This is a genomic window from Streptomyces sp. NPDC043867 (assembly GCF_056435845.1).
On the sequence record NZ_JBWKDS010000008.1, the window covers coordinates 216,952 to 242,407 of the forward strand.

Here is a 25,456-nt window from a genome sequence, read left to right on the forward strand (position 1 = left end):
CTTTCACTTCCGCCCCTGCCTTATCTACGTGTAGCCCGAAAGAACCGGGGCACGTGAGGTCTGGAGGTTGACAACAATGGTCCCGCTTTTTCTGGTTCTGCTGCTCGCCCTGATCGTTTTCGGGGCGTCCGGCGGCCGGCGCGGACGCTGGTACCGCTGGTACCGCTGGTAGAAGACGCGGCGCACCGCACCGTCAACCCGTCCACGAAGGGAGAGAAATGATGTCGACGTCGACCCCGAAGTACACGGTCCCCGGACTCAGCACACAGGACGGCGGAAAGGTCATCGACCAGCTGCGTATGCGGCTGCACGCCCTGAACGACCTTTCCCTCACGTTGAAGCACGTCCACTGGAATGTCGTCGGCCCTCATTTCATCGCCGTCCACGAAATGCTCGACCCGCAGGTGGACCGCGTACGTGAAATGGCCGACGACACGGCCGAGCGCATCTCGGCCCTCGGCGGAGTGCCGCACGGGACCCCGGGCGCCCTGGTCGCCGAGCGCACCTGGGACGACTACGACGTCGGCCGCGCCGACGCCATCGCCCACCTCGGCGCCCTCGACCTCGTCTACACCGGCATCATCGAGGGCCACCGCTCCACGCTGGCCGAGGTCGCCAAGACCGATCCGGTCACGGAGGACCTTCTCATCGAGCACCTGCGCGCACTGGAACAGTTCCAGTGGTTCGTACGCGCCCACCTCGAGAGCTCCGGCGGAACGCTCTCCACGGCCGACTCGAAGACGGAGCGCCAGGCGGCGTACGACGCCGAGCAGAGCGGCTCGCGTTAGCAGCCACGGCAGCTGGAAAGGCCCGGACCCGCGAGGGTCCGGGCCTTTTTCGTGGTCGTGGGTCCCGGCGCGGTCCGCTGGGGTCGTCAGCCGGCGCGAGCGGGCCCGCCGAGGTGTGGACGGGGCGGGGCGGGGGTCAGCCGCGGGAGAGGTAGCTGCGGACCGTCGTCCCGACCGAGCCGGTGTGCACGCGGACGAGGTCGGACAGGTAGTGGACGAGCAGCAGGCCCCGGCCGCCGAGCTGCTGCGGAGGGGCCGGGCGCCGGCCGGCCAGCAGGTCGGTGAGCTGCCCCTCGTCCTGCACCTCGCACACGATCTGCTCGCCCTCGGCCCAGACCCGCACCGTGCCCGCACCGCCCCCGTGGACGACACTGTTGGTCGTCAGTTCGGCCACGACGAGCGCCAGATCCTGCAGCCGCAACTCGCTCATCCCGCGCTCCCGCGCCGCGGCGAGCGCGAAGTCACGGGTGACCGGCAGGGCCTCCGCGTCGAAGCGGGCCGTCGCCGCTCCCGGCGGGTGGTCGAGAGCTTCGTTGAAGCGGGCGAGCACGCTCTCGACCGCGTAGTCGGTGCTGATCTGCTCCTGGCCCTTGTCGATGACCACGGGGTGCGTGGCGCGGGCGTCGTCGATCACGTCGGCGGGCAGGGCCTCGGCGTCGTAGGGACACAGGATCGTCACGTCCCGGCCGCGGAACGCCATGTTGATCAGCGCTTCGTGCTGGACGCAGGCCGGGTACTCCACCGCGGTCCGTCCGGCCCAGATCGGCTCTCCGATAATGCGGACGTGACCGCCGCTGCGGGCGTCGGCGAACGCGCGCAGGACGGACGGGATGATGCGGCCGGGATTCCGTCCGGCCTTCGTCATGTCGACGAAGTGCACGTCGGCGGCGCTCGATCCGAGCCCGGTCCGGATCAGGTCCAGCTGCCGGGCCGGGGCAGCCACCGCGACGGGCTCCTCGGCCTTCAGGCCGTCCAGCAGGAACGGTACTGTCCCCTCCACGTACTCCTGGTCGCCGCGGTAGAAGAGCGCCGGGTGGACGAAGGGCTCGGGTCGGGTGGCCGTACTCATCACGCTGCCACCTCGATCTTCAGAAGGTCTGGCCAGAACATCTGCAATATCCGCTCGAGCTCGGGCGGTGGTTGTTCCAGCACCAGACGCCGCTTCCCCTGCAGGCTTTGTGCCGTGCGCGCCAGCTCGGCGGCACCGGCGACGTCGACGAACGTGATCGCCGACAGCTCCAGGAAGCAGACGTGGTCGGACTGACTCGCGAGCTGTCCCAGCGCTTCTCGCCAGACGGGACGGGTGGGCGGACTGATCTCGCCGACCATCCGTATGCCCGGGCGCTCCGCGAGTGCGTACGAATGGAGGATCGCCCCGCCGAGCTGCCGCGAGTCGGGTGCCGCACCCGAGTCGTCACCGCCGAACGCCATGTCCACCGCCTCACCTGGAGAGGCCAGCGTACTCGGCCGCTCCGACAGCCGGACGACCCCCTGCCCGGCGCCGGGTCCGCACGGGCCGTCGGGGGATTCCCGGACCGGCCGACGGGCCACCGGGGGGCGGTTGCCCGCACCGGTCCCTCTGATATGCATGTTCCGTCAAATCGGGTGGAGTGATTCGCCTGAACCTGGGCAGGCGGGGTCTGTCATCAGTACTTCGACGATTGGGGTGGACGGCATGGCAGCCGTGACGGCGGTGCAGGCGACGGGCACGGCGGGCGAGGCGGTCGAGGCGGACCTTCCCTTCATCGAGGACCCCTCGCAGGTCAAGCCGAAGGACGCCCGCGACCTCTCGCGCCAGTTCTTCGACCGGCTCGCCGTGCTGGAAGAGGGCACCCGCGACTATCAGTACGTCCGCAACACGCTGATCGAGATGAACCTCTCCCTGGTCCGCTACGCGGCTTCGCGCTTCCGCAGCCGCGGCGACTCCATGGAGGACATCGTCCAGGTCGGCACGATCGGCCTGATCAAGGCCATCGACCGGTTCGAGCTCACGCGCGAAGTCGAGTTCACCTCCTTCGCCGTCCCCTACATCGTCGGTGAGATCAAGCGCTTCTTCCGGGACACCAGCTGGGCGGTCCACGTGCCCCGCCGCCTCCAGGAGGCCCGCGTCGAGCTCGCCAAGGCCAACGAGGAGCTGCAGACCCGGCTGGGCCGCACTCCCACCACGCGCGAGCTGTCCGAGCTGATGTCCCTTCCCGAGGAAGACGTCATCGAGGCCCGCAAGGCCGCCAACGCGTACAGCCCCACGTCCCTCGACGCGGCGCTCGTCAACAGCGGCGGAGCGGACGGCGAGAGCGTCCTGGCCGACTTCATCGGCGCGGACGACCCGTCCCTTCAGCTGGTGGAGGACTTCAACTCCCTGGCGCCGCTGATCGCCGGGCTCGACGACCGGGAGCGGCTGATCGTCCACCTGCGTTTCGTCGAGGAGCGCACCCAGGCCCAGATCGGTGAGGAACTCGGCATCTCCCAGATGCACGTCTCCCGGCTGATCACCCGCATCCTGAAGCGGCTCCGCACGGGACTGCTGGACCCGGCCGTCGCCTGACACCCGGCCCCGCGAGGACATGAGATCCCGCCGCCCCGGTCATCACCCTCCACCCGGTGAGCCAGGACGGCGGGATCTTTTCGTGTGCCGGCCCGGACTCCCGTCGCCGCGCCCATCGGCGGCGATGACCTGTTCGAGGACGGTGGGTTTCGGGGCGTCCGGGAGGGGGACAGACCAAAGGGATTCGTGTATCCACGCTTCGCGAGGTCATGCCTCCCCCCGGCCACATTCTCCGGCGTACCGAAAGTCACGCTCCGCCGCTTTGTTCAGCACGTGCCTTGTGGGTTAGCCTGCGGCGTATTTTCTCATCGGCAGATCCGTGATCTGCAGGAATACCGTGTACGGCGTGTGAGACCGTCCGCGGGTGCGGCGTGGTTCCGAGTCCTTCTCCCGGGGACTCTTGGGGAGCGGAACGAGGGGTACGCATGACCGTCACAACGACCGGGCCTTCGAGCCGGACGCCGGGCGAGCAGGAGCTGCGCCAGCTGCTGGCCGGACTGACCGCCGTGCGCGACGGCGACTTCGGCACGCGTCTGCCGGACGAGGCCGGAGGCCTTCTCGGCGACATCGCCACCGTCTTCAACGGCATGGTGGACCAGCTGTCGGTGTTCACCTCCGAGGTGACCCGCGTGGCCCGCGAGGTGGGCACCGAGGGCACCCTGGGCGGCCAGGCGGAAGTCCCCGGAGTCTCCGGCACCTGGGCGGATCTGACCGACTCCGTCAACGCCATGGCCGGAAACCTCACGACCCAGGTCCGCGACATCGCCCAGGTCGCCACCGCCGTGGCAAAGGGAGACCTCTCCCAGAAGATCGACGTTCCCGCCCGCGGCGAGATCCTCCAGCTGAAGGAGACCGTCAACACGATGGTCGACCAGCTGTCCGCGTTCGCCGACGAGGTCACCCGCGTCGCGCGCGAGGTCGGCAGCGAAGGGCGTCTCGGGGGCCAGGCGCAGGTGCCGGGCGTCGGCGGCGTCTGGCGCGATCTCACCGACTCCGTGAACCTGATGGCCGGGAATCTGACCGCGCAGGTCCGCAACGTGGCCCAGGTGACCACCGCCGTGGCCAAGGGAGACCTGTCCCAGAAGATCACCGTGGACGCCCGCGGCGAGATCCTGGAGCTGAAGTCGACCATCAACACCATGGTCGACCAGCTCTCCGCCTTCGCCGACGAGGTCACCCGCGTCGCCCGCGAGGTCGGCACCGAGGGGCGCCTCGGCGGCCAGGCCGATGTCAAGGGTGTCAAGGGCACCTGGCGCGACCTCACCGACTCCGTGAACTTCATGGCGGGCAACCTGACCTCGCAGGTCCGTTCCATCGCCCAGGTGGCGACGGCCGTGGCCAAGGGAGACCTCTCCCAGAAGATCACCGTGGACGCCCGCGGCGAGATCCTGGAGCTGAAGGACACCATCAACACGATGGTCGACCAGCTCTCCGCCTTCGCCGACGAGGTCACCCGCGTCGCCCGCGAGGTCGGCACCGCAGGCAATCTGGGCGGGCAGGCCACCGTGCGCGGTGTGTCCGGCACCTGGAAGGACCTCACCGACAACGTCAACGTGATGGCGTCGAACCTGACCGGTCAGGTGCGCTCCATCGCACAGGTCGCCACCGCCGTGGCCCGCGGCGACCTCTCCCAGAAGATCACGGTGGAGGCCAAGGGCGAGGTCGCGGCGCTGGCGGACGTGATCAACACGATGGTCGACACGCTGTCCGCGTTCGCCGACGAGGTCACCCGCGTGGCCCGCGAGGTGGGCACCGAGGGCCGCCTGGGCGGACAGGCGCACGTGCCGAACGTGGCGGGCACGTGGAAGGACCTCACCGACAACGTCAACTCGATGGCCAACAACCTCACCGGCCAGGTGCGCAACATCGCGCTGGTGACCACCGCCGTGGCCAAGGGCGACCTGTCCAAGAAGATCGACGTCGACGCCCGCGGCGAGATCCTGGAACTGAAGACGACCATCAACACGATGGTCGACCAGCTGTCCGCGTTCGCCGCCGAGGTCACCCGCGTGGCCCGCGAGGTGGGCAGTGAGGGCCGGCTGGGTGGACAGGCCGAGGTCGAGGGCGTCTCGGGCACGTGGAAGCGCCTGACGGAGAACGTCAACGAGCTCGCGGGCAACCTGACCCGTCAGGTGCGGGCCATCGCCGAGGTGGCGAGCGCCGTGGCCGAGGGGGACCTGACCCGCTCGATCACCGTCGAGGCGTCGGGCGAGGTCGCCGAGCTGAAGGACAACATCAACTCCATGGTCGAGTCCCTGCGGGAGACCACGCGGGCGAACCAGGAGCAGGACTGGCTGAAGACCAACCTGGCCCGTATCTCGGGCCTGATGCAGGGCTACCGGGACCTGGACGTGGTCGCCGAGCTGATCATGGACGAGCTCACTCCCCTGGTGTCGGCGCAGTACGGCGCCTTCTACCTCGCCGAGGAGACCCCGCGCGGCACGGAGCTGCGGCTCGTCGGCTCGTACGGGTACCCGGACGACGAGGAACGGCCCGCCCGCATCCCCATGGGGCGCTCGCTGGTCGGTCAGGCCGCCCGCAGCCGCCGCGCCATCACGGTGGACCAGCTGCCGCCGGGGTACGTGACCATCTCGTCGGGACTCGGCCAGACGGTGCCGACGGCGCTGGTCGTCCTCCCCATCGTGGTCGAGGAGCAGGTGCTCGGCGTCATCGAGCTGGCCTCGGTGGCCCGCTTCACGCCGGTCCACCAGACCTTCCTCGAACAGCTGATGGAGACCATCGGCGTCAACGTCAGCACCATCGTGGCCAACGCGCGCACCGACGAGCTGCTGGGTGAGTCCCAGCGGCTGACCGCGGAGCTGCAGGCCCGCTCGGAGGAGCTGCAGGTCCAGCAGGACGAGCTGCAGCGCTCGAACGCGGAGCTGGAGGACAAGGCCTCGCTGCTGGCCACGCAGAACCGCGACATCGAGGCCAAGAACCTCCAGATCGAGCAGGCACGGCAGGAACTCGAGGCCCGCGCGCAGCAGCTTTCGCTGGCTTCGAAGTACAAGTCGGAGTTCCTGGCGAACATGAGCCACGAGCTGCGCACGCCGCTCAACAGCCTGCTCATCCTCGCCCAGCTGCTGGCGCAGAACCCCTCGCGCAACCTCACGCCGAAGCAGGTCGAGTACGCGGGGATCATCCACTCCGCAGGCTCCGACCTGCTGCAGCTGATCAACGACATCCTCGACCTGTCGAAGGTCGAGGCGGGCAAGATGGACGTCACCCCCGAGCGGGTCCCCCTGCGTCAGCTCCTGGAGTACGTCGAGGCCACCTTCCGGCCGATGACCTCGCAGAAGAGCCTGGACTTCACGATCAGCACGGCGGCCGGCGCGCCCGCCGACCTGCTCACCGACGACTCCCGGCTGCGGCAGGTGCTGCGGAACCTGCTGTCGAACGCGGTCAAGTTCACCGAGCAGGGCAGCGTCGAGCTGCGGATCGAACCGGCGTCCGGCGAAGAGGTCCCCAAGGGCGTGCTGCGCGAAGGCACGGTGGTCGCCTTCCGCGTGAAGGACACGGGCATCGGCATCCCGGAGCAGCAGCTCGAGACGATCTTCGGGGCCTTCCAGCAGGCGGACGGCACCACGAGCCGCAAGTACGGCGGCACGGGTCTCGGTCTGTCGATCACGCGGGAGATCGCCCACCTGCTCGGCGGCGCGGTCACCGTGGACAGTACGCCCGGCCAGGGCAGTACCTTCACGCTGTTCCTGCCCGTCGCACGGCCGGACTTCGAGGACCTGCTGAGCGGCACCCGGCAGCTGGAGTCCGGGCCGGCCGAGCCGGCCGCCGAGGTCGTGCCCGCACGGCGTCCGGCGCCCGGCATGTCAGGAGCGGCGCGGCAGAACCGGCGCAGGCTGCTGGTCGTCGAGGAGCGCCCCCGCGGGCTGCTGACCCTCGTCGCCGAGAGCGCGGTCGGCGACGTCACCCGCAGCCGTGACGAGGTGGAGGGGCGCGAGTCGGTCGACGTGATCACCGTCGTGGGCGCGCAGGAGGCGGCGAGCGCGCTGGCCGCCGAGCCGTGCCACTGCGTCGTCCTCGAACTCGGCATGCCGGAGGGCGAGGCGGCCCACTTCCTGCAGGCGGTCGAGGGCGACTCGGCGCTGGCCAGCGTGCCGGTGCTCATCCACAACGGGAACCGGCTGGACCTGGCCCAGGAGCGGGCCCTGCGGTCCCTGTGCGGGGACCGGCCGCTGGAATTCCTCTCCAGCCTGGACGAGCTGCGCGAGCGGATCGCGCTGCACCTCTCCGCGGAGGAACCGGGGGACGTGCTGCCGCTCGTCCGCGGTGCCGAGGAACCGCAGCAGGAGGCCCCGGAACTGGCCGGCGAGGCGTTCCACGGCGCCACGGTGCTCGTGGTCGACGACGACGCCCGCAACCTCTTCGCGCTCAGTGGGATCCTGGAACTGCACGGTTTCCAGGTGCTGCACGCGGAGAATGGCAGAAAGGGCATCGAGACGCTGGTCAACCACCCCGACATCGCACTGATCCTGATGGACGTGATGATGCCGGAGATGGACGGATACACGGCCACTGCCGAGATCCGTAAAATGCCCCAGTACGCCGACCTGCCCATCGTGGCGGTCACGGCCAAGGCGATGCCCGGCGACCGGGAGAAGAGTCTCCTGTCGGGCGCCAGCGACTACGTGACCAAGCCGGTCGACACCGATGACCTCATCGCCTGCGTCCGGCGCTGGCTGAGCGTGTGACACGAGGAGGGCCCCGGCCGGTTCGACGAGCCGGCCGGGCGCCGCTCCGCACCCCCTCTCCCCCGCGCCTGCCGGCGTCCCACCGAGGAGCAACCGCACAGTGAGCATTCCTGAGGAGTCCGGCCAGTCCGGCCCCGGCGAACAGCCCGTCGGATCCGACGCTCCCGCCGTACCGTCGGGCGTTCCCGCTCCGCCCGCCGAGGACGCCGTCGCCGAATCGGACACCGCCCCCGCGCAGGCCGTGCCGAGCTCGCCGCCCACGTCCCAGGTGGGGCGACTGGCGGCCACCGTGGACCGGCTGCGTCGCGAGGTGCAGGCCGCCCAGGCCGAGGCCGACGGGCGTGCCCTGATCGAGCTCGCCAAGGGCATCCTGGTGGAACGCCTGGGCTGCGGGCCCGCGCAGGCCGCCCACCAGCTCGCCGAGCTGACCGAGCAGGCCAAGGTCCCGATGCTCGAACTGGCCGTCGACGTCATCAACCAGGCGGCACGCGACCGGCTGTCCGAGGTGACCAACACGTTCCTGGCCACGGCGGCGGACCCCGACGGCGCGCAGGACGTCTCCTCGGCCGTACGGCTGAGGACGGCCGAGAGCGGCGCGCTGGCCGCCGACGACACCCAGGCGGTCGCCGACTCCCTGTTCCAGCACGCCCTCGCGCCGCTCGGAGCGGCGGCCGTCGCCATCTGGGCGGCCGGTGCCGACGGATCGCTGACGCTGGCGGGCAGCGCCGGTTTCCCCACGGCGGAGGCCGCCCGCTGGCGCTATGTGCCGCCGGCCGTGGCGACGGTGGCGCGTCGTGCCCTGTCGCACCGTACGACGCAGTGGACCGGGTCGCTGGCCGAGGAAGGCCTGCCGACCATCGGGCACGCCCACTTCCCGGGCGGCGGGCGGGTCGCCGCCCCCGCCGGGGCGGGCGGGCGCATCCACGGAGTCCTGGAGATCGCCTGGCCCTCCCCCCTGGAGCCGCAGTCCCCCCAGGTCGTCCGCCAGGTCGAGGCGCTTGCGGAGCTGTGCGCCCACACCCTGGAGACCCACCCGGACCTGGCGGAGGGGCGGGAGCCCCGTGTCCCGCGCCTCACGCCGGACGTCTCGGAACTGGTGGACCTGGTCGACGGGCTGCACGACCCGGCGCTCGTCCTCGTGCCCCACCTCGGCGACGACGGACAGCTCTCGGACTTCCGCATCCGCCATGTGAACAGCCGCTTCCTGGACCCCGCGGGCCGTCCGCGCGGCGTCATCAACGGTGCTCTGCTGCTGGAGGCGTATCCGATGTCCGCCGGGGAGAGCGAGCTCTTCCGGCAGATCGAGCGGGTCTACGCCACGGGTGAGCCGTTCCGCGCCCGCCGGATGGATCTCACGGCTCTGGTCGACCAGCTGCCGCTGGCGGCGGTCGCCGACATCAGCGTCAGCCGGCACGGTGGCAGCGTGCTGCTCATCTGGCGGATCGAGGACGAGACGGCCCGCCTCGCGAGTCTGCTCCAGCACGCTCAGCGGCTCGGCCGGATCGGCGGGTTCGAGGAGAACCTCCTCACCGGTGAGATCACCTGGAACGGCACGCTCTTCGACCTGTACGGCCGCCCGACGACCAGCACTCCGGTGCCGCTGGAGGAGCTGCCGGCGCACGCCCACCCGGACGACGCCGTCGCCATCGGCCGTTTCCTGCGGACCCTGCTGCATCACGGCAGGCCCGCCACGGCGGCGTTCCGGCTGCAGCGTCCCGGCGGCGTGACCCGGCACATCCGGGTGGTGGCGGAACCGGTGCTCGGCGTCGACGACCGTCCCCTCGTCCTCCGCGGTGCCTACCAGGACATCTCGGCGCAGCACTGGACGGAGGTCGCCCTGGCGGCCACGCGCGACCAGCTGGCGCACAGCGAGCAGCAGGCCCACGAGCGCGCCCGGCTGACCCTGCAGTTGCAGCACGCGATCATGCCCCCGACCCAGGCTCCCCTGGCGGTGCCGGGGATCCAGGCGGCGGTCCGCTACCGCCCGGCGGAGACGGAGCAGCTGGTGGGCGGCGACTGGTACGACGCCGTGGTGCTGCCCTCCGGGCTCGTCCTCCTGTGTGTCGGCGACGTGGCGGGGCACGGCATAGAGGCGGCGACCAGCATGGTGGTCCTGCGCAACGCGCTGCGCGGCCTCGCCGTGACGGGCGCGGGTCCCGGCCAGCTGCTGTCGTGGCTGAACATCGTGGCGCACCATCTGACGGGCGCGGTCACGGCGACGGCGGTCTGCGGGCTCTACGACCCGGCCAGCCGCAGGCTGCGGTGGGCCAGGGCCGGTCATCTGCCGCCGGTGCTGATCCGCGACACGGACGCCAACCCGCTGCCCCTCCTGAAGGGGATTCTGCTCGGCGCCGTGCCGGAGGCCACCTTCGAGGAGGCCGAGGTGCAGCTCGCCGTGGACGACACCCTGCTGATGTACACGGACGGTCTGATCGAGCGGCGGGACCGGTCGGTGGAGGAGTCGCTGACCCAGCTGCTGACCTCGGCGCGCGCGACCGCTCCCTCGCTGGACCACCAGCTGGACCGGCTGCTGACCTACAGCAGGTCCGACACCGACGACGACACCTGCATCGTCGGGATCCGCGTGGCCTGATCCCCGGGAGCTCGCTGTCCGGCCCGCGGGGCCCGGAACCTTCGGGTGTGCGGGGCCCGGAACCTTCGGTCCCGCGGGGCCCGGAACCTTCGGGTGTGCGGGCCGATCCGAGGGGTAGTCGTGGACTTGCTCCCCGCGTCCGGCACCGGACGGATCGTCGTCGACGGCCTGGTCACCCTGACAGGCCGGCACCAGGCGCATCGAGCCCCGTTCCGCATCGGGAAGCCTGACTGCGGTGTTGTAGGAGGTAAGTGTGCCGGCCGAGCGAGCCCCCGTGTCCGTCGACGTGACCCTTCCCGGGGACGACGTCGCCCTGTTCACCGTCGAGGGCTTTCTGGACGTCGACACGGTTCCCGAGCTGCGCCGCCACCTGTCCGGCCGGGTGAGCCGCGGCAGCCGCCATCTGCTGCTGGATCTGGCCGCGGTCTCGTTCATGGACTCGTCCGGGATAAACGCCATCCTGCAGGCGCGCGCGGAGGCCCGCGCCGTCGGCGGAAGCGTGCGTCTCATCTCTCCCACACCGACGGTCCAGCGGATCCTGGACCTCACGGGGGTCAACATGGCCGTGCCGTCCTCGGACAGCGTGGACGACGCCCTTGCCCGGGTGGGCGAAGTCACCGGTCGGCGTTAGCGCCCCTGCGGGCAGGCGAGTTCCGGCGGACGCGGGTGGCGAGACGCGAACAGTAGTTGCCCTTTGGCAACCATGCCGACGGGGGCAGCAAAGTGACGACGTGTCGGACGCGGAGAAGGGATCAGGGATGGTGCTCCATGTGAAGCCGACTGCCGGCCCCCTCCGGTTCCGGACCGCGGTCGTCCCGGCGCCGGTCGGCGGCCCGGGTGGCGGTCAGGCCGTCCGTACATCCATCTGCGTGTCGTCCTGCAGCTGCGCGGCCGCGGTGGCGCAGAAGGCCTCCAGCCCCTGCAGGAGCGCCGTGCGCTTCGTGGCCGGCATCTGGGCCAGCACCGACTCCAGGGCATGCTCCCGGCGCGCACGCAGCTCCCGCAGGAACGACCTGCCCTGGCGGCTGAGGAAGAGGCGCAGCTCCCGGCGGCTGGTGGCGCTGGGCGCCCGCTCGACGTATCCGACGGCCTGGAGCCGGTCGCAGAGCCTGCTCGTGGACGGCGGCGTGGAGCCGAGCGCGTCGGCGAGCGTGCGCAGGTTGATGCCCTCGTTGTACTCCAGGATGAAGAGCACACGCAGCTGGGAGGCGGAGACCGGAGCCGTGGAGGCTCGTCCCCAGAGGATTTCCAGCAGCTCAGCCGCCTCCGAGGTCACGCGAGCCACCTCACCTGGCTGCGGACGCGGGCCGGACGAAGTCACCGTCTCACTCTCCCAGTCTTCTCGGGCGGTGTCAGCCCGCCAGGACGACGTCAGTCACAGAACAATAGACACCGGTGGCCGCGGACGGACGGGCGACCTCTCCGAAGCGTGGACCCGGAATCGTACTAGTCGAAGAACGGCGTATCCGACATGGTGAACAGTTTCGTGGCTGCCGAGCGTGCCCTGCGCACCGCGGCTCCCCATCAGTTGCTGGACGCCGTCCGAGACGTCCTGCGCGAGTGCTACGCGGCAGAGTCCGTCGAGCTCTTCATGGCCGACTACGGGCTCACCGTCCTGCAGCCAGTCTCCGCCCTCCCGCACACCGAGGACCCCGTGCCCGTGCACAGCACTCCCGCGGGCCGGGCCTTCGGCTCCCAGGAGCCCTTCGTGGAGGAGGGCGCCGGGGGGCTGCGGCGTACGCATCTGCCGGTGACCGTGCGCGGCGACCGGCTCGGCGTACTGATCGTCACCCTGCCGGCCGACCGCCTCACCGCGGAGACCCTCGGCGAGCTCGCCGACATCGCGCAGGTGCTCGGCCACGAGGTGCTCGTCGCCGAGCGCGACACCGACCTGTACCTCCAGGCCCGTCGCAAGGACCGGCTGACGCTGGCCGCGGAGATGCAGTGGCAGCTGCTCCCCGGCCGCTCGTGCTCCCGGCCCGAGTACGAGCTCGGCGCCCAGCTGGAACCCGCCTACGCGATCTTCGGCGACAACTTCGACTGGTCGGCCAGCGCCGACCGGCTGGTGCTGTACATCACCAACGGCATGGGCGAGGGCATCGAGGCCTCGCTGCTGACCAATCTGGGCATCAACGCCCTGCGCAACGCGCGCCGGGCGGGCATCTCCATCGAGGACCAGGCGGCCCTCGCCGACCAGGCGATCTACGCGCAGTACCGCGGCTCCTCGTTCCTGTCCGTGCTCATGGTGGACATCGAGCTGTCCACCGGCCGCATGCGGGTCGTGGACGCGGGCTCGCCCCAGATGCTGCGGCTGCGGGACAGGAGCGTGAAGCGTGTCGAGTTCGACGCGCAGCTTCCGCTGGGCATGTTCGAGGAGACCGACTACGTCGTGCAGGAGTTCCAGTGCGAACCCGGCGACCGGATGCTGTTCGTCAGCGACGGGGTGCACGCCGTCGCCGCACCGGGGGGCGAGAGGTACGGCGAGAAGGCCCTGGAGAGGGCCATCACGTCCACCAGGCTGCTGCCCGCCGCCGAGGTGCCCCGCGCGGTCCTCAGGGAGCTGTCCGGCCACCGGGGCGAACCGAAGCCGCAGGACGACGCCCTCGTGGTGTGTCTGGACTGGCACGGCCGGGAGCAGGCGGACCCCGTCACCCGTGGGAGCGGTCCCCGGCTCGTTCGGTGACGGGCGCGTGCCGGCCACGATCGGCCCGGCCATGTCCACGGTCCTCGCACGGCAGGAGACCGTGCGGGTCGTCGGGCGTTGACGTGACAGAGCAGGAGCGCGCGGACGAAAGGGGCCCCACCGGGTCGGTCCGGTGGGGCCCCTCGACGACTGCGCGGTACGCCGGTTCAGCTGCCGACGTACCAGCTGAAACCGCCGTTGGACGCGGCGAGCGCCAGCAGAACGGCGAAGATGACCAGGTCCACGATTCCCAGCACGACGCCGGCCTTCGCCATTCCGCCGCCGCCCTTGACCCCGGCCTGACGCATTCCGATTACACCGAAAACGATGGCGAGGGGACCGAGAACCACGTTGAGGAAGAAGATTCCCACGATTCCGCAGACAAGGCTCGCGATGGCCAGACCGTTGGTGCGCGATCCGGAGGACGCGGCAGAGGAACTGCCATAACTCGTCATCAGATTCTCCCACTGTCGGTGCAGTTGGCGAGAACGCCCTCCGAATTCGGGCGCTCCTTCGTTTCCCGACCGTTCGGATGCCCGCCGAATGCCGCCCTATTCCAACGGGTTGTCAGGCCGGTCACCGGTCTCGCAGATCTGCCGGGCGACCTCGCGGAGTTTGATGTTGCGATCCTGCGAGGCCTTTTTCAGGACCTTGAACGCCGTGTCCTCGCTCAGACCGTAGCGGCCCATGAGGATGCCCATGGCCTCCCCGATCTCGTGCCGCGTCTCCAGGGCGTGGCTGAGCTGCGCGTGCGTACGGGACGCCGAGAACGCCACCGCCGCGTGGGAGGCGAGGATCCAGCCGGCGCGCTGCGCCGTCTCGTCGAAGGTGTGCGGCTGCCGCGAGTACACGTTGAGCGCGCCGAGCGAGTCGTCCTCGGTGAAGAGCAGGAAGCCCATCATGCTGCCCATGCCCAGCTTCCTGAGCTGGGGGGCGAAGCGCGACCAGCGCTCGTGCGGCTGGCGCAGGTCCTCGATGGCGTACACCTGCTGACGGTCGGCGACGGCGTCGAAGCAGGGGCCCTCCCGCAGCTCCTCCTGGATGCGGTCGGCGAGGCGCACCACGTCGTCGGTCGCGGCCAGCGCGTGGACCTCGCCGCGGCGCACGGTGAGGATACCGGCCTCGTCGCAGCCCCGGATCAGCACGGTGGCGTGCTCGACCACCCGGTCCAGCGTGTCCTGGACCGAGTCCTGGGCCAGCAGGTCGCGCGCCATGTCCGCCAGACCGACGGCGAACCGCTCCCAGACCTCGCCGGACTCCTGCGACATGTCCACCTGCCTACTCGCTGAACCGCAACCGGCCGGTGCTCACCTGGCGGTTCCATCTTGCCACCATCGGGGCTGCCCCGCGCCGTGCCGTAGCCGGCCCTCCCGCACCGGTCCGTGCCGCCGCGCGGCGTCGCTGGGGCGGCGTCCCGGGGGTCGTCGGCGAGCAGTGTCCGGGCCGCTGTGAGGCCCGAGGATGCCGAACCCGCAGCCCTCGGGCCGTTTCACATGGGCGATCACGGGTGACCCGGACGGCAACCGAAGCTCACCGCCCCGACCGAGCCCCGTACGACCGCGATGGCTGGAGGCCCTCATGGACAACTGGCGCGAGTCCGCAGCATGCCGTACCGCCGACCCCGATCTGTTCTTCCCCATCGGCAACACAGGACCTGCGCTGCTGCAGATCCACGAGGCGAAGGCCGTCTGCCAGGGCTGCCCCGTGCGGGAGGACTGCCTGGAGTGGGCGCTGGAGGCCGGGCAGACGCAGGGCGTCTGGGGCGGCACGAGTGAGGACGAACGCCGTGCGCTGAGGCGCCGGAGGGCAGTCCGCCGGGCCCGGCAGGAAGCGGCCTGACACGGTAGCCGCGCGACGGTGCCGCCGTACCGACGGCACCCGGCACAGGGCGGGACGCCCGCCTCACGGCCCACCGGTCACCCGGCGCGCGACCCGCGGCCGCCGGTCCGGTAGGGCGGCCCGCAGGCCGCGGCGGGAAAGCAGGCATCCCGGGGGCGATGTCCGGGAAGGCGACATGGCAAGCAATCCGAGTGGGGACAAGAACCTGTCACGCGAGCAGATCGACACGCTCACCAGCTCCTTCGACGGCCGGCTGCGCGATGTGACCGATGCGCGCCTGACGGCGGAGGGCTTCCTGAGCGTGCTCGCGCGAGTGGCACCGCCCCGCGCCCCGGAGCACTGGGACGACATCCTCCTCGTCGTGACGGAGCTGGCGGCCAATTCGATCCAGTACGCGCCCGGTCCCTTCGAACTCCAGTTGCGGCGCACGTTCGACGGGGTGCACGTCACCGTGCGGGACAGCAGCACCACGGTGCCCGCGCCCCGGCCCTTCCACCCCAAGCGCGGTGGCGGAGGCATCGGCTGGCACCTCGTCCACGCGCTCTCCGACCAGGTCAGCGTGGTGGTGCGCGCCGAAGGCAAGGACGTGCACGCCTTCCTGCCCTGGTGAGGGAACCGGCCGCACGGATGTCGTGTCCAGGTCGGCACGACCAGGTGTGGAAGCCGCGAAAGTGAGCATCCGGCTGACAGGCAGAGTTTCCGCAGCCCTGCCCTGCCCGCGTTGTCAGTGGCCTCCGCAACAATGCCGGGCAGCGAGAACGCACCGCTTCGGCGGTACGGGATCGAACCACGTCCGTCGAAAGGCTGCCTGCACATGACGCTCCCTCTCCACCGTGCTGCCGGGTCCGCGGGCCGTGACCAGGGGCGGGTGAGGATGCTCCGGGCCGTTCCCCGCCCTCACACGCCCATCAGTGCGGGCGGTGCCGAGGTGCTGCGTCTGATCACGGAACAGCGCATCTCCGTCTGTCTCACCGTGCACGCCAACGGCCGCCGCCGGTACGGGTACTGGCAGCCCGTCTCCTCGGCGGCCCGGCGCGGGGGCTGTTACGTGGCGCTGCCCACGGACGAGTGCGACGCGCTGCACGCGGCGGGCCGGCTGGTGCTCGGGGAGCCCGTGGTGGACCCGTCGAAGACCACGTACCCGGTGCGGGTCGCCGAGTCGAGGACCGCCCACCCGGTGCGGGTCCCGGAGCCGAGGGCCACGTACCCGGTGCGGGTTGCGGGGCGGAGCACGCCGTCCGTGACGGGTGCTCCGCAGCATGCCCTCACCGCCTGACCGCCGAGGGCACGGGGCCGGCCGCCCGCCGGTTGCGAGACGCGGGACGGCGGGCCCTCGGCGACGTTCTCAGTGACCTGAGCCGTAGTGGCCGCCCAGCTGGTCCCGGTAGGCCGGGTCCCCCAGGTGCTTCTCCTTGTCGAACTCGGGAGACGCCTTGATCTCGTCCTTGGTCCGGGCCACGAAGATCTTCCTGGCCTCGTGGTCGATGTCCTTGACGGTGCCGGCGGGCAGCATCACCTGCTTGCCGAAGATCCACACGCCGGTGTCGACCACGATGTACTGCTCGACGACGTCGTTCGAGTGCTTGTCGACCTTGCCGATGTACCCGTCCTCCGCCTCGACCCCGTAGCCCGTCAGATCGTCGTCGGGCGTGTGGCCGCTGCTGGGCCCGTAGTTCCACAGGGAGTCGTTCACCCTGTACTCCTCTCGATACTCCGGTCGGCCGGCCGGATGGGGCCGGTCGCCGCGCCCGTCGAAAGCGGGCGCTCGTGGTCCAGTGCCCCGTCGACGGCGTTGAACGCGCGACTCGGCCGGATCCGCACTCGCCACGTTCCTTTCCTGCTGCGAGCCGGTCACCCCGCGGATCGGCATTTCATCCACACGCCGCATATTCGCCGTGATGGTCGGGGCGGACCTGGGTATGCGCGTGGAAGGACCGATCTCTTCGAGGAAAGGCGTGTCACGCCGTGGCTGCTACACAGGACGTCGTCGAACTCATTCTCCAGGATCACCGGAAGATGGAGGATCTCTTCCGTGCCATGCGCAGCGTCGAGGCCGACCGGGCGGCCGCACTCAGGGAATTCTCCGGCCTGCTGATCGCCCACGCCCAGGCCGAGGAGAGCAAGGTCTATCCCGCCCTCAAGCGCTACAAGAACATCGACGACGACGAAGTCGAACACGGCGAGTCGGAGCACGAGGAGGGCAACGAGGCGCTGCTCGCCCTTCTGGAGGTCGACGAGGTCGGCTCCGACGAGTGGGACGAGAAGCTGGAGGAACTCGTCGAGGCCATCACGCACCACGCCGACGAGGAGGAGCGGACCATCCTCAACGGCGCGCGTGAGAACGTCGCCATGGAACGCCGGGAGGAACTCGGCGCGGCCTTCCTGGAGGAGCGCGAGCGCCACCTGAAGGCGGACTGCGGCTCCGTCGAGAACGTCCGCAGCATCGTCAAGAGCTGACCAGCGCGCCCCGGCGGCCTCGCCGTCGGGGCGCACGGACGCCACGGACGAGAGACGACTGGCCGGCCGCACCCCGAGGGTGCGGCCGGCCTGTCGTCCGTGCGCTCGCCGCTGCGGATCAGTCGCTCAGGACCGGGGTTTCGACGTCCGGGGCACCGATGCCGAGGCTGCCGTTCGTGATGACCCGGCGACCGACCGTCGCCGGGCCGAGGGTGCCCTGCGGGTGGGGCGGCACCGGCGCCGCGGCGGCCGGCTGCCGACGGGCCGCGGCGAGCGCCAGGCGCACATCACGGGTGCCGGTCGACACGCAGAAGGTGTAGGCCAGGTCCTGGGCGCGCTGGTTCCCCGTGGTGTCCGGCGCCTGGACGGCGAGCGCCTCGTACTCCTCCACGAGCCTGCGCAGCGTCTCGGGATGGGGCATCAGCGCCGGGCCGGGTGGCTGGAGCGGGAGCGGGAGCGGGAGCGCACGTGCGGAGGGGCGGCGCGGGTCAGGCGGTGCCGACCGGCGCCGCAATAGCGGGGCGGTGCAGGTCAGGCGGTGCTGCCCGGTGCCGCGGTACCGGGGCGGTGCGTCTCGTCCGCGAGCGCCTCGGCGCGTACACGGGCGCAACTGCTGCTGATGAGCCGGGAGACGTGCATCTGCGAGATTCCGAGCCGGTCGGCGATGCGGTTCTGGGTCATGTCCTCGAAGAAGCGCATGTACAGGATGGCGCGTTCCCGCTCGGGCAGGCGGCTCAGCCCCTTCTTCGCGGCCTCGCGGTCCACCACCGTGTCGAAGGAGGAGTCGGCGGCGCCGAGCGTGTCAACCAGGCTGTAACCGTCGTCGCCGGAGGGCAGCTCGGCGTCGAGGGAGAGCGTGCTGAAGCTCTCCAGCGCTTCCATGCCGTCGGCGGCCTCTTCCTCCGTCAGGCCGCTGTGCGCCGCGATCTCCGCTGTCGACGGCTCCGGGGAGCCGGGGGTCTGGGTGAGTTCGCGGCGGGCGACCCGCACCTTGTTCCGCAGTTCCTGGACCCGGCGCGGCACCCGCAGGGCCCACATGCGGTCGCGGAAGTGACGCTTGATCTCACCGGTGATGGTGGGGACGGCGTAGCTCTCGAAGGCGCCCCGGGAGGGGTCGAAGCGGTCGACGGCCTTGACCAGGCCCAGGGCCGCGACCTGCCGCAGGTCCTCGATGGACTCGCCCCGGTCGCGGAAGCGTCCCGCGATGCGGTGTGCCATCGGCAGCCACGCCTCGACCAGTTCGTCGCGGATGGTGTCGCGCTCGTGTCCGTCGCTCGACTCGGCCAGCCGGGCGAATGCCGACGCGGTGTCCGGGGCATCGTCATGCGGCCGCTTGGCGGCAGACTTGCCGGGGGCGCCGGCGGATCGGCAGGTGGATACATCGGTGAGCATGCGGTATCGCTCCTCCACGGTGCTGTCTGGTGATGACCGCGGGAGTCGGCGCCGCCGGTCCCCGAGGGACGGCCGAGGCGGCAGACCACTCCCGCTGGCGCGCCTCCGGTCCGAAGCACGAAATTCGGTTGCCCTGCCATCCTGCGATCAAACAAGCGTGTTCGCACCTTCAGCGAAGTGGTCTCCCGAGCCGGGAACCGACGCGAAAGGAACGTGCGCGGGGCGACTTCCGGCGGGTGCCGGTTCGTGGTTCACGGGCTGCCGCGCCGCGCAACCCCGGCCGCGCCGTGCACACCCTCTCGGGCGTGACCGACGGGGCTCGCCTCGCTGTCACGCGTATCGCGTATCGGTATCGCGTGCCGACCGAAACAGGTTCGGATTTCCTCGTCACTGCGGGCACGACTGCCGAATCGCAGCCGTGCCCGGCGGAGTTGCGCGGCCGCCGCACGGCGGCGGATATGTCAGGCCGGTTCGGGCCAGGGCGAGAAAATGCCCATCAGGCGAACGCGAGCGGCACCACTGCGGTGATGCGCTTGCCGACGGGATGCAGATTCGAGACCACGACGTCGCGCGCGAGGCGGCAGATGATCGGCCATCCGTGGCCGCCGACCCGCATGCGCCCGCGGTCGTCGACCCGGCGCCTGGCGCGGGGCACCTCGTCGCTGCGGTCGCTCACCGAGAGCCGTACCGCGTGGTCCACCAGCGTGACCTCGAAGTCGGTGACACCTCCGCCGTGCAGGATCGCGTTGGTGGTGAGTTCCGAGGCCACGAGCAGTGCGTCGCCGACCGCGTCGTCGTCGCCGCGTGGGTCACGGCCCCGGAATCGTCCTTCGAGAGCGTCTCTGACCGCCTGGCGCGCCTCGGCCGGACTGTTCGGCCCGGCCGAGCGCGGCCGGTCCGCCGCGATCGCCGTGTCGGTGGTGTGCGTCCTGTGTTCCCCGCACATCCTTCGCTCCTCAAGCCTCGTCGTGTGGATCTCTTGCCTCGTCGTGCTGAACTTCTGATGACCGTGCCTGCGGGCTCTCGCCTGCGTGGTCTCGCCTGACTTAGCGGCGTGATCTTGGCTTATGCGATCCCGTTTATGATCTTGTTCATGCGATCTCGCCCGGGTGACTCATTCACGTGATCAGGCCGCGTGCGAACGCTCACGTGCGGAATTCGCCGGGCAGCGGTTCCGGGCCGCCCGTCCCCCGAAAAAGGCGGGCCCGCCACAAAAACGTGCGGCGGGCCCGGCGGATTCACCGATCCTCAGTGCCGGAAGGCGTCCTTGGCCTTTTCCTTGGCCTCGCGGGCGTCGCCCTTGGTCTGGTCCGCCTTGCCCTCGGCGACCAGACGCTCGTTGCCGACCGTGCGTCCGACGGCTTCCTTGGCCTTGCCCTTGGCCTGCTCGGTCTTGGCTTCGGCCTTCTGGTTCTCCGACACTTCAGCTCACATCCTTGTTGCTCGACAATGCGATCTGTCACTACGGCTGACCACGGAATGCTGCTCCAAACCCGGGGGCCACGGAATCGGGATCCGTTCCCCCCAAAAGCGGAATCAGAGGGACCAGTACCGGCCGAACGGGAGACGGTCCTCCACGGCACCGGCGACCCGTCTCCCGCCGCGGGCGGGGACCGGGATAGCGTGCGGGGGCACCCTTGTTCGTCAGGAGAGACATGCCGACCGACCCGCCCCGTGTCCTGTACGTCACCGACCTCGCCTACCGGGCGAGCGGGCGGCGGTACTGCGACGAGGACATCTTCCTCGGCTCCCGGCTGCGTGAGGACTTCACCGTCGCCCTGTGCCACCCTCTCGACGCGGCCGCGCTGATGGACGACTTCGACGTGGTCGTCGTCCGCAACAGCGGGCCGGTGCTGCACTACCGGGCGGCGTACGAGGCCTTCCGCGCCGCGGCCGTCGAGCGCGGCACGCTCGTGTACAGCCAGCTGACGGGCCGGGCCGACATGGCCGGCAAGCAGTACCTGCTGGACCTGAGCGCACAGGGCCTTCCCGTCATCCCCACCGTCGACCGTCTCCAGGACCTGGACCGGCTTCCCGAGGCCGACGAGTACGTCGTCAAGCCGAAAGCCGGCGCGGACTCCATCGGCCTGCGCTTCGTGCCCCGCGACCGGCTGGCGGACCTCGCCGCCGACGGCGTCCTCGTCCAGCCGCGCATCCCCTTCCGGTACGAGGTGTCCTTCTACTTCATCGACGACGACTTCCAGTACGCCCTGTACGCGCCCCGCCCCGACCGGCGTTGGGCCCTGGAACGGTACGAACCCTCCCCCGCCGACCTGGAGTTCGCCCGCCTCTTCATCGCGTGGAACACCGTCGGCCACGGCATCCAGCGCGTCGACGCCTGCCGTGCCCCGGGGGGCGAACTCCTCCTGGTCGAGCTGGAGGACCTCAACCCGTACCTCTCCCTGGACCTTCTCGACGACCGGACCCGGGACACGTTCGTGGCGAATCTGAAGGCCTCCCTGCGCAACGCCCTGAACGGCGGGGCAGGCTGACGGAAGGTGGCCGGATCCGGATCGCGGACCGGTCGGTGATTACCTGCGCAGTGGTCGTCGCTGTGGGCTACATTCGAGATCCTCGACCCAGCGCCTCTCGGTGAGGTCACGTCGCGGAGAATTGCGGAGCGGCGCATGCACCAGTTCGATCTTCCTCCCGTGGTCACGGCCCCCGTGCAGGGAGGACTGGCCGACAGTCTTTTCGACACGGCGCTCCGTACCCCCGGTCTCCGTCAGGTCGCGCGTCGCACGGACGGTTCCGCCGCGTCCTGGACGCCGGTGACCGCGGCGCGGCTGCGGGACGAGGTCGTCGACCTGGCCAGGGGACTCATCGCCTCCGGCATCTCCCCCGGCAACCGCGTGGCCATCATGGCGCGCACGCGGTACGAGTGGACCGTGTTCAGCCACGCCCTGTGGTGTCTGGGCGCCGAGATCGTGCCGATCTACCCCACCTCCTCGCACGACCAGGTCGCGTGGATCCTCAAGGACGCACAGTGCGTCGCCGTGGTCGTCGAGGACGAGAGCGGCGTCATGACGGTCGGCTCGGCCTGCGCCGCACTGCCCCGGCTGCGCCACGTATGGCAGTTGGACGGCGGGGCGGTGGCGGACCTGGTCGAACGGGGACGTGCCATTCCCCCGATGGCGGTGGACTCGCTGCGGCGGATCGTGCCGCCCGACTCCACCGCGGTCATCGCCTACACCTCCGGCACCACGGGGCAGCCGAAGGGATGCGCGCTGTCCCACCGGGGCCTTGCGAGCCCCTGCGACACCCTGCTGGCGGGCTGGGGCCACACCGCGGCGCCTGCCGGGGAACAGCCGGCCGTCCTCGCCTTCCTGCCCTTCTCCCACGTGTACGGCCTCATGATCCAGGGTCTCTGCATCCGCGGCGGGCTGCTGCTGGGCCATGAACCCGACCTGAGCGAGGACGCGCTCTCCGCAGCACTGCGCTCCTTCCGGCCCACGTACCTGTACGCCGTCCCGTTCGTCTTCGAGAAGATCTACAAGAACTTCCTGCGGACCGCGCAACAGGCAGGCCACGGCGCGCTGTTCGAGCGGGCGGCCCGTACGGCGGCGGACTTCGCGACGGTCACCGAGCGGCACCGGCTCGGCACCGGTCCCGCGCCGGGCTTCGATCTGCGGCTGCAGCACGCCTTCTACGAGAAGACGGTGTACCGCAAGCTGCGCGCCGCGCTCGGCGGCCGGGTGTGCGGCGCCGTCTCGGGCGGCTCGCCCCTCAACCGTGAACTCGCCCTGTTCTACGCGGGAATCGGGATCATCGTCCACGACGGGTACGGCCTCACGGAGACCAGCGGCGGGGTCACGGCACAGCCCGTGGGCCGGGAGAAGCTCGGCACCGTGGGCCGCCCGCTGCCGGGCACCGACATCCATGTCGCCGACGACGGGGAGATCTTCGTCCGGGGACCGTCGGTGTTCCGGGGATACGTCAACGACCCCGGGGCCACGGCCGCCTCGTTCCTCGACGACTGGCTGGCGACCGGGGACATCGGCCGCCTCGACGCCGAGGGGTATCTGACCATCACGGGCCGCAAGAAGGACATCGTCATCACGAGCGGCGGCAAGAGCGTGGCGCCCGCACTGCTCGAAGAACGGCTGCGCATCCACCCGTTGATCCATCAGGCCGTGGTCGTGGGTGACAACCGGCCCTGCGTGGGTGCCCTGATCACGCTGGACCCCGCCTTCCTCGCGCACTGGCGCACGGCCCGCACGCTCCAGGGGGAGACGCCGGGCCGGGAGGTGCGGGAGGAGAACGAACTGCGGGAGGAGGTCAGACGGGCCGTCGCCGCGGCCAACAGCACGGTGTCCCGCTCGGAGTCCATCCGCGTCTTCCGCGTCCTTCCCGAGCCCTTCGATCTGGCCAACGGCCTGCTCACGCCGTCGATGAAGCTGCGCAGGGACGCGATCGTGCACCGCTTCGCCGCCGAGATCGACGCGATGTACCAGACGTCCTCGAGGACTTCGCGGGAGTACATGCGGGGCGATCCCTCGATCTGGGAGGAGTCGGACAACGTGTTCCGGTGATCCGCGTGCGGGCGCGACCGCTCCCGCGGGGGATGCGTCGGCCGCATCTCCTCGTGCCGCCAGGCAGGTTGAACCGTTCCGGGCGCAACCGCGTACCAAGGGCGGGCAGATGACGCCGTGAGGTCGTCACCCCTGGCGGGCGGAGGAAGGGGCGACGTGGCCGGAACGCTCACCGGGGTGCGCGGGCGATGAACCCGGGACCCACCGTGCTCGGTCCCGGCGACGGCGCGCGGACGACACCCGCCCCCGTACCGGACTCCCCCGCGGCCGGGACCGTGAGTCGGCCGCGGCGCCACCGGCGGTGGCTGCTGCCGCTGGCCGTGCTCGCCCTGCTCGCGGAGATGGCGTTCGCGATGGTCTCGACGGCCGTGCGGCAGACGCCGACGATCGACGAACCGGTGTACGCGGGCACGGCGGTGGTCTACGTGCAGCAGCACAGCCTGCGCTACAACCCGGAGCATCCCCCGCTGGGCAAACTGCTCATCGGATCGGGTCTGGCGCTCGCCCACCCGCACCTCGACCCCGGTTTCACCGGCGGACAGACGGCGCTGGGACGCCATCTGCTGTACGAGTCCGGCAACGACCCCGGGCGGCTGCTGCTGTGGGCGCGGCTGCCCGTGATCGTGCTGACGCTGCTGTGCGGGCTGGTGGTCTTCGCCTTCGCCCGTGATCTGGCCGGTCCCCGGGGCGGTCTTGTCGCGCTGGCGCTGTACGCGTTCTCGCCCGACCTCATCGCCCACGGATCGCTGGCCACGCTCGACGTTCCGGCGGCCGGCTTCCTGCTCACCTCGGTGTGGCTGGTGTGGCGGGCGCGGCGCCGGCCCGGGCTCTGCCTGCCCCCGGCCGCGGTGGCGCTGGGCGCGGCTCTGGCGACCAGGATGAGCGTGCTCGCGGCGATGCCGGTGGTGTTGTGCCTGGTCGTCGGGTCGGTGTGGTCGGCGCGGGGTGACCGCGCGTCCGGTGCCCGCGGGCGGGCCCGGCGCCTGGGGGTGGCCGTCGCGTCGGCGGCCGGGGTGGCGCTGGTCGCGGTGGCCGTGGTGTGGGCGGCCTACCTCGCTGTCGATCCGCGCCTGCGGTGGACGGCGCCGGCCGGTGTGCCGGACGTCCACGGGACGCGCGGGCTGATCGCCGGCCGGCTGCCGTTCCCGCGGCCGTACCGGGACGGCATGCGGATCCAGTTCGGCTTCGAGTACGCCACGTGGGAGGGGTTCCTGCTCGGCCGGCACTACCGCGGATCCCTCTGGTACTACCTGCCCGTGGCGCTGCTGATCAAGTCGCCGCTGGGCATGCTCGCACTGTGGTTCGCCGGTGCGGCCTCGCTCGTGGCCGTCCCGCGGCTGCGCGCCGCGGCCCCGTACGTGCTGGTCTGTCCGGCCGTCCTGCTGGGCGCGGCCATGCTCGGCTCCCGTGACCTGGGCGTCCGCTACGCGATCTTCCTGCCGGTCTTCCTCGCCGTCGCGGCGGCCTCGGTGACCGTGTGGCGCCGGCGGTGGGCGCAGCCGGTGACGGCGGCACTGGTCGCGTTCGTCGCCGTCAGCTCCCTGCTGACGTACCCGTACTACCTGCCGTACTCGAACGAGGCGTTCGGCGGGCCCGCCAGGACCCGGCTGCGGCTGCACGACTCGAACGTCGACTGGGGCCAGGATCTGGGGCGGCTCGCCGACCGGCTCCACACGCGGTATCCCGGCGAGCGGGTCTGGCTGGTCTACAAGGGCAGCGGCGTGCCCGCCTTCTACGGGATCCGGGCCTCCGATCCGCGCAAGGTGCCCCCGGCGTCCGTGCACGGGCTGCTCGTCGTGTCCGACTCCGCCACCGCCAAGGCGGAGGGCCGGCTCGCCGAGCTGCTCGCCGGCAGCAGGCCCGTGGACGACGTCGGTCACTCCATCACCCTCTACCGGCGACCCTAGGAAGGTCACGGCCG

Annotated in this window: 23 protein-coding genes; 13 read left to right on the plus strand and 10 right to left on the minus strand. The window is 70.9% G+C overall.

Annotated elements, in window-relative coordinates:
• Nucleotides 1-218 precede the first annotated feature (218 nt).
• Nucleotides 219-788 carry a Dps family protein gene (locus tag AC069T_RS11050; RefSeq protein WP_478782448.1) on the plus strand — a complete coding sequence of 190 codons (570 nt, stop codon included), beginning with the start codon at nt 219-221 and terminating at the stop codon, nt 786-788.
• Between the two features lie 136 nt (nt 789-924).
• Here AC069T_RS11050 and AC069T_RS11055 read toward each other — a convergent pair whose 3' ends face one another.
• Together AC069T_RS11055 and AC069T_RS11060 are read right to left on the minus strand one after the other, a co-directional pair.
• Nucleotides 925-1,857 carry an anti-sigma factor RsbA family regulatory protein gene (locus tag AC069T_RS11055; RefSeq protein WP_478782449.1) on the minus strand — a complete coding sequence of 311 codons (933 nt, stop codon included), beginning with the start codon at nt 1,855-1,857 and terminating at the stop codon, nt 925-927.
• Nucleotides 1,857-2,219 (minus strand): STAS domain-containing protein, encoded by a 363-nt coding sequence (locus AC069T_RS11060; protein WP_478782479.1) that lies wholly within the window; start codon nt 2,217-2,219, stop codon nt 1,857-1,859. Before AC069T_RS11060 ends, AC069T_RS11055 begins: the two co-directional genes overlap by 1 nt.
• 244 nt (nt 2,220-2,463) lie before the next feature.
• Here AC069T_RS11060 and AC069T_RS11065 point away from each other — a divergent pair, with 244 nt between their 5' ends.
• The 4 genes from AC069T_RS11065 (at nt 2,464) to AC069T_RS11080 (ending at nt 11,263) form a co-directional block, all read left to right on the plus strand.
• Nucleotides 2,464-3,333 carry an RNA polymerase sigma factor SigF gene (locus tag AC069T_RS11065; RefSeq protein WP_478782450.1) on the plus strand — a complete coding sequence of 290 codons (870 nt, stop codon included), beginning with the start codon at nt 2,464-2,466 and terminating at the stop codon, nt 3,331-3,333.
• A gap of 425 nt (nt 3,334-3,758) precedes the next feature.
• On the plus strand, nt 3,759-8,039 hold the full coding sequence (locus tag AC069T_RS11070) for a HAMP domain-containing protein (protein ID WP_478782451.1): 4,281 nt from the start codon (nt 3,759-3,761) through the stop codon (nt 8,037-8,039).
• Between the two features lie 106 nt (nt 8,040-8,145).
• Nucleotides 8,146-10,632 carry a SpoIIE family protein phosphatase gene (locus AC069T_RS11075; protein WP_478782480.1) on the plus strand — a complete coding sequence of 829 codons (2,487 nt, stop codon included), beginning with the start codon at nt 8,146-8,148 and terminating at the stop codon, nt 10,630-10,632.
• A gap of 253 nt (nt 10,633-10,885) precedes the next feature.
• The gene (locus AC069T_RS11080; RefSeq protein ID WP_478782452.1) at nt 10,886-11,263 is read left to right on the plus strand and encodes an STAS domain-containing protein; all 378 of its coding nucleotides are present in this window, start codon (nt 10,886-10,888) and stop codon (nt 11,261-11,263) included.
• Nucleotides 11,264-11,476: 213 nt separating this feature from the next.
• Here AC069T_RS11080 and AC069T_RS11085 read toward each other — a convergent pair whose 3' ends face one another.
• Entirely contained in the window at nt 11,477-11,908 is a 432-nt protein-coding gene (locus AC069T_RS11085; protein ID WP_478782453.1) for a MarR family winged helix-turn-helix transcriptional regulator, read from the minus strand.
• A 198-nt stretch (nt 11,909-12,106) separates the two neighbouring features.
• On the opposite strand from AC069T_RS11085, the gene AC069T_RS11090 reads away from it, so the two are divergent.
• On the plus strand, nt 12,107-13,315 hold the full coding sequence (locus AC069T_RS11090) for a PP2C family protein-serine/threonine phosphatase (protein WP_478782481.1): 1,209 nt from the start codon (nt 12,107-12,109) through the stop codon (nt 13,313-13,315).
• Between the two features lie 167 nt (nt 13,316-13,482).
• Here AC069T_RS11090 and AC069T_RS11095 read toward each other — a convergent pair whose 3' ends face one another.
• Nucleotides 13,483-13,770 (minus strand): DUF4190 domain-containing protein, encoded by a 288-nt coding sequence (locus tag AC069T_RS11095; RefSeq protein WP_478782454.1) that lies wholly within the window; start codon nt 13,768-13,770, stop codon nt 13,483-13,485.
• A gap of 96 nt (nt 13,771-13,866) precedes the next feature.
• The gene (locus AC069T_RS11100) at nt 13,867-14,583 is read right to left on the minus strand and encodes a GAF and ANTAR domain-containing protein (protein ID WP_478782455.1); all 717 of its coding nucleotides are present in this window, start codon (nt 14,581-14,583) and stop codon (nt 13,867-13,869) included.
• A 310-nt stretch (nt 14,584-14,893) separates the two neighbouring features.
• Here AC069T_RS11100 and AC069T_RS11105 point away from each other — a divergent pair, with 310 nt between their 5' ends.
• From AC069T_RS11105 to AC069T_RS11115, 3 genes are all read left to right on the plus strand, one after another.
• Entirely contained in the window at nt 14,894-15,154 is a 261-nt protein-coding gene (locus AC069T_RS11105) for a WhiB family transcriptional regulator (protein ID WP_478782456.1), read from the plus strand.
• A gap of 175 nt (nt 15,155-15,329) precedes the next feature.
• Complete coding sequence (locus tag AC069T_RS11110) at nt 15,330-15,764, plus strand: ATP-binding protein (protein ID WP_478782457.1); 435 nt, start codon at nt 15,330-15,332, stop codon at nt 15,762-15,764.
• A gap of 318 nt (nt 15,765-16,082) precedes the next feature.
• Complete coding sequence (locus AC069T_RS11115) at nt 16,083-16,430, plus strand: hypothetical protein (protein WP_478782458.1); 348 nt, start codon at nt 16,083-16,085, stop codon at nt 16,428-16,430.
• 69 nt (nt 16,431-16,499) lie between these two features.
• Here AC069T_RS11115 and AC069T_RS11120 read toward each other — a convergent pair whose 3' ends face one another.
• A complete protein-coding gene (locus AC069T_RS11120) occupies nt 16,500-16,847 on the minus strand; it encodes a PRC-barrel domain containing protein (protein ID WP_478782459.1) in 348 nt (115 codons plus the stop codon).
• A 272-nt stretch (nt 16,848-17,119) separates the two neighbouring features.
• Here AC069T_RS11120 and AC069T_RS11125 point away from each other — a divergent pair, with 272 nt between their 5' ends.
• Complete coding sequence (locus AC069T_RS11125; protein ID WP_478782460.1) at nt 17,120-17,611, plus strand: hemerythrin domain-containing protein; 492 nt, start codon at nt 17,120-17,122, stop codon at nt 17,609-17,611.
• Nucleotides 17,612-17,729: 118 nt separating this feature from the next.
• Here AC069T_RS11125 and AC069T_RS11130 read toward each other — a convergent pair whose 3' ends face one another.
• From AC069T_RS11130 to AC069T_RS11145, 4 genes are all read right to left on the minus strand, one after another.
• Nucleotides 17,730-18,032 carry a DUF5133 domain-containing protein gene (locus AC069T_RS11130; RefSeq protein ID WP_478782461.1) on the minus strand — a complete coding sequence of 101 codons (303 nt, stop codon included), beginning with the start codon at nt 18,030-18,032 and terminating at the stop codon, nt 17,730-17,732.
• A 110-nt stretch (nt 18,033-18,142) separates the two neighbouring features.
• Nucleotides 18,143-19,003: an RNA polymerase sigma factor SigF gene (locus AC069T_RS11135; protein ID WP_478782462.1), complete on the minus strand. Its 861-nt coding sequence runs from the start codon at nt 19,001-19,003 to the stop codon at nt 18,143-18,145.
• A 496-nt stretch (nt 19,004-19,499) separates the two neighbouring features.
• Nucleotides 19,500-19,949 carry an ATP-binding protein gene (locus AC069T_RS11140; RefSeq protein ID WP_478782463.1) on the minus strand — a complete coding sequence of 150 codons (450 nt, stop codon included), beginning with the start codon at nt 19,947-19,949 and terminating at the stop codon, nt 19,500-19,502.
• Between the two features lie 302 nt (nt 19,950-20,251).
• A complete protein-coding gene (locus AC069T_RS11145) occupies nt 20,252-20,425 on the minus strand; it encodes a CsbD family protein (RefSeq protein WP_358853292.1) in 174 nt (57 codons plus the stop codon).
• Between the two features lie 233 nt (nt 20,426-20,658).
• Between AC069T_RS11145 and AC069T_RS11150 the strand changes: the two genes are divergently transcribed.
• The 3 genes from AC069T_RS11150 (at nt 20,659) to AC069T_RS11160 (ending at nt 25,442) form a co-directional block, all read left to right on the plus strand.
• Nucleotides 20,659-21,495, plus strand: a complete 837-nt coding sequence (locus tag AC069T_RS11150; RefSeq protein WP_478782464.1) for a hypothetical protein — start codon at nt 20,659-20,661, stop codon at nt 21,493-21,495.
• A 135-nt stretch (nt 21,496-21,630) separates the two neighbouring features.
• On the plus strand, nt 21,631-23,535 hold the full coding sequence (locus AC069T_RS11155) for an AMP-dependent synthetase/ligase (RefSeq protein WP_478782465.1): 1,905 nt from the start codon (nt 21,631-21,633) through the stop codon (nt 23,533-23,535).
• Between the two features lie 188 nt (nt 23,536-23,723).
• Nucleotides 23,724-25,442: an ArnT family glycosyltransferase gene (locus AC069T_RS11160; protein WP_478782466.1), complete on the plus strand. Its 1,719-nt coding sequence runs from the start codon at nt 23,724-23,726 to the stop codon at nt 25,440-25,442.
• Nucleotides 25,443-25,456 lie beyond the last annotated feature (14 nt).

Bases quoted from the DNA above. Each gene is read 5' to 3' on its own strand.
- AC069T_RS11140 (WP_478782463.1), bottom strand. From the start codon at position 19,949: ATGTGCGGGGAACACAGGACGCACACCACCGACACGGCGATCGCGGCG.
- AC069T_RS11100 (WP_478782455.1), bottom strand. From the start codon at position 14,583: ATGTCGCAGGAGTCCGGCGAGGTCTGGGAGCGGTTCGCCGTCGGTCTG.
- AC069T_RS11070 (WP_478782451.1), top strand. From the start codon at position 3,759: ATGACCGTCACAACGACCGGGCCTTCGAGCCGGACGCCGGGCGAGCAG.
- AC069T_RS11110 (WP_478782457.1), top strand. From the start codon at position 15,330: ATGGCAAGCAATCCGAGTGGGGACAAGAACCTGTCACGCGAGCAGATC.
- AC069T_RS11150 (WP_478782464.1), top strand. From the start codon at position 20,659: ATGCCGACCGACCCGCCCCGTGTCCTGTACGTCACCGACCTCGCCTAC.
- AC069T_RS11160 (WP_478782466.1), top strand. From the start codon at position 23,724: ATGAACCCGGGACCCACCGTGCTCGGTCCCGGCGACGGCGCGCGGACG.
- AC069T_RS11050 (WP_478782448.1), top strand. From the start codon at position 219: ATGATGTCGACGTCGACCCCGAAGTACACGGTCCCCGGACTCAGCACA.
- AC069T_RS11135 (WP_478782462.1), bottom strand. From the start codon at position 19,003: ATGCTCACCGATGTATCCACCTGCCGATCCGCCGGCGCCCCCGGCAAG.
- AC069T_RS11055 (WP_478782449.1), bottom strand. From the start codon at position 1,857: ATGAGTACGGCCACCCGACCCGAGCCCTTCGTCCACCCGGCGCTCTTC.
- AC069T_RS11065 (WP_478782450.1), top strand. From the start codon at position 2,464: ATGGCAGCCGTGACGGCGGTGCAGGCGACGGGCACGGCGGGCGAGGCG.
- AC069T_RS11105 (WP_478782456.1), top strand. From the start codon at position 14,894: ATGGACAACTGGCGCGAGTCCGCAGCATGCCGTACCGCCGACCCCGAT.
- AC069T_RS11155 (WP_478782465.1), top strand. From the start codon at position 21,631: ATGCACCAGTTCGATCTTCCTCCCGTGGTCACGGCCCCCGTGCAGGGA.
- AC069T_RS11095 (WP_478782454.1), bottom strand. From the start codon at position 13,770: ATGACGAGTTATGGCAGTTCCTCTGCCGCGTCCTCCGGATCGCGCACC.
- AC069T_RS11130 (WP_478782461.1), bottom strand. From the start codon at position 18,032: ATGCCCCATCCCGAGACGCTGCGCAGGCTCGTGGAGGAGTACGAGGCG.
- AC069T_RS11060 (WP_478782479.1), bottom strand. From the start codon at position 2,219: ATGGCGTTCGGCGGTGACGACTCGGGTGCGGCACCCGACTCGCGGCAG.